Here is a 235-nt window from a genome sequence, read left to right as displayed (position 1 = left end):
GTGGGAGATGAATTGGCTTCGGACAAGGGATGGCAGGAAGCCATCTTAATTGTTCGACATACATAAACTGTTACTTAACTACCTATCGAATCTATGTTTGTTGTATAATAGATGCATATAGAAATGGAGGTGAAATGAATGATAATCAATAAAGCATATAAATTTCGTATCTATCCAAATAAAGCACAAGCAACCCTAATCAATAAAACGATTGGCTGTTCTCGTTTTGTATTCA

At 34.5% G+C, this 235-nt stretch carries 1 protein-coding gene; it reads left to right on the top strand.

From position 1 onward, the window contains the following. Positions 1–138: 138 nt before the first annotated feature. Positions 139–235 (top strand): helix-turn-helix domain-containing protein (locus tag MR065_RS27345; RefSeq protein WP_242215756.1); only part of this gene is annotated, 97 nt, incomplete at its 3' end.

The sequence above is a fragment of the Bacillus cereus group sp. BfR-BA-01383 genome (assembly GCF_022663495.1).
Lineage (GTDB): Bacteria > Bacillota > Bacilli > Bacillales > Bacillaceae_G > Bacillus_A > Bacillus_A cereus_AU.
This window is presented reverse-complemented; position numbering and strand designations above follow the sequence as displayed.